Below are 2,297 nucleotides of genomic sequence, written 5' to 3' on the forward strand. Positions count from 1 at the left end.
TAGAGCGGTTTCCAATTCAGTGTACAGAATTCTGCATATTTTCACCTGATGAAAGCGTATTCGATTGATTTGCGGGAACGGGTAGCGGCGGCTTGTGCCGCGCCGCAGGCCCGGATTTACCAAGTCGCTGCCCAATTCAGCGTATCCGTTTCGTTTGTGGACAAGCTGTTGCAGCGCCAGCGCCGCACGGGTTCGCTGGCCGCCCTACCCGCACGCGGCGGCCCGGTGCCGCGCCTGGACCCGGCGGGCGAGGCGCTGTTGCGGGCCTGTCTGGTGGCGCAGCCCGACGCGACGCTGGCCGAACTGGGCACCGCCTTGCACGCCGCCGAGGGCCCGGTCCTGAGCCGCACCAGTACGTGGCGGGCGGTGGAGCGCCTGGGCTGGGGGCGTAAAAAAAAAGCATCCACGCCGCCGAGCGCGACACCGAACGGGTCGTAGCGTTGCGCCGCTTGTTTGTGGAAGCTATTCAGGAAGAAGACGTTACTCATTTTGTGTTTGTGGACGAAACGAGCACCAACCTCACGTACTGCCGCCGCTACGGCCGGGCCCCCGCCGGCCGGCGCGTGGACCAGGCGGTGCCCTTGCACAACGGCCCGAACGTGACGCTTATCGCGGCCCTGACCCCGGACGGACTCGGGGCGTTGCTCACCGTCAATGGGGCCGTCAACGGCGACGTGTTCGCGGCCTATTTGGACCAGGTGCTCGGCCCCACGTTGCAGCCGGGCGACGTGGTGGTGCTCGACAACTTGACGGTACACAAAGTCGACGGCCTGGACGAAATTGCCCAAAAATACGGCGCCCGCTTGCGCTACCTGCCGCCTTACTCGCCTGATTTCAACCCCATTGAACTCGCTTTTAGCAAACTCAAGACGTGGCTACGCACCACCAAAGCACGCACCTGCGACCTGCTGGAAGAGGCTATCCAGGCGGCTGCCGAATGGATAAATGAACAGGATGCCAAAAACTGGTTTGACCATTGCGGATATCATGTACACTGATTTGGAAACCGCTCTAAGATTACTCTGCAGGTAACTTATTCACATCAACTATGGCTGGCTGAGACTCTTGTTCCTGCCGTAACTGAGCTATGAAATCTGCCGAAACAATGGGTGTTTTACTAAGTAGAGTTAGTAGGCGTTGCTGCCGCTCGACCTCCCTTTGCATATATGGGTCGCTATAAATTAGCTGGTCCAAATCAGGCACGTTAGGCTCAATTTCATGTAGCATTTGGACGAACATATCCACCGTATCAAAAGCCGAAATTGAGCAACTAACGACATGTTCCTTATCGCCTGTGATGAGAAATTGAAAAGCAGAATTCAATGCAGATGAAGCGTCAAAGGCATATGATGCTTCTGAACTGGTAAAATCGTCGAGGTCCGGAAATGCTGAATCTAATTCGTCGTCCAGCTTTTGAGCTTCTGATATTGGGCGAATGCCAACTACTGACGCTTCAAACAGCAGCTCTATTCCGGCGCGAAAAAGAGCTGGACTGCCCCATTTGTCAGTTTCAGTGAACAACAGATAATTTGGATAGAGCTTATCGCAAACTAATGCAGCAATTAAGCAACAATGAGATTCGCTAAGCTCATCTATCCATCGACGGAGCTCATCCGGCTGTATCATCGGTTTTGCGGCATTATTTATACAGCGAAACTACGCTAATATTTCCGCAGGCTTCGACGCAAAAAAGCCCCGCCTGCCCGCAACTGGCGGGGCTCTCTGTTTCTCCCGCAACCTACGCTACCGGGCCAGCCGCGCCGCCTCTCGGGCCGCCCCCGCCGAAACACGGAAACGGTTTCCTGGTCAGTTGCCCGGCAACCGATTGGAGGGTTCAAAAATAGTAACCCTTGAAAATTGAACCCTGGCAGGGTTGGGGTTCAAAAAAAGTGCCTCTTAAAATTTGAACCCTAACCAAACCAGGGTTCTAATTTAAACACTCGCTATTTTTGAACCCCATTCCCGTTTCTTGCCCATGCCCGAACTTCCCTTCGCCCCCGACGAGCGCCTGACCGCCACCCGCGCCCACTTTGGCCTGAGCCAGCGCGAAGCCGCCCACCTGTTGGGCACCACCCAGGGCCGCCTCAACGATGCCGAGGCTGGCCGCCGCCCCCTGCTTTATCCGGCCAGCCTGCGCCTGCGGGCCTTGCACGCCCTGACGCTGGCCGCGGCGCCCATCGGGCCGCCCCCACCCGACCCCACCGAGGCCGTTGACCTGGGCCTGGCCATTGGCCGGCTGGCCGACTGCCGCTACGCCGCGGCCCGGCTGGCCCACCGCCTGGCCCAGGTGCTACCCG

General features: G+C 57.9%; 4 protein-coding genes. 3 read left to right on the plus strand and 1 reads right to left on the minus strand.

Annotated features, from left to right (window positions below; translation table 11 throughout):
- Positions 1 to 48 precede the first annotated feature (48 nt).
- Together GM79_RS18195 and GM79_RS18200 are read left to right on the plus strand one after the other, a co-directional pair.
- A complete protein-coding gene (locus GM79_RS18195) occupies positions 49 to 438 on the plus strand; it encodes a hypothetical protein (RefSeq protein WP_051718595.1) in 390 nt (129 codons plus the stop codon).
- A 2-nt stretch (positions 439 to 440) separates the two neighbouring features.
- Positions 441 to 998: an IS630 family transposase gene (locus GM79_RS18200; RefSeq protein ID WP_051718594.1), complete on the plus strand. Its 558-nt coding sequence runs from the start codon at positions 441 to 443 to the stop codon at positions 996 to 998.
- 19 nt (positions 999 to 1,017) lie between these two features.
- On the opposite strand, the gene GM79_RS23900 is transcribed toward GM79_RS18200, so the two are convergent.
- On the minus strand, positions 1,018 to 1,626 hold the full coding sequence (locus tag GM79_RS23900) for a DUF416 family protein (protein ID WP_072008659.1): 609 nt from the start codon (positions 1,624 to 1,626) through the stop codon (positions 1,018 to 1,020).
- A gap of 349 nt (positions 1,627 to 1,975) precedes the next feature.
- On the opposite strand from GM79_RS23900, the gene GM79_RS18210 reads away from it, so the two are divergent.
- On the plus strand, positions 1,976 to 2,297 hold a 322-nt coding region (locus tag GM79_RS18210; RefSeq protein WP_035566853.1), incomplete at its 3' end, for a transcriptional regulator.

It is taken from the genome of Hymenobacter sp. IS2118 (genome assembly GCF_000715495.1).
Lineage (GTDB): Bacteria > Bacteroidota > Bacteroidia > Cytophagales > Hymenobacteraceae > Hymenobacter.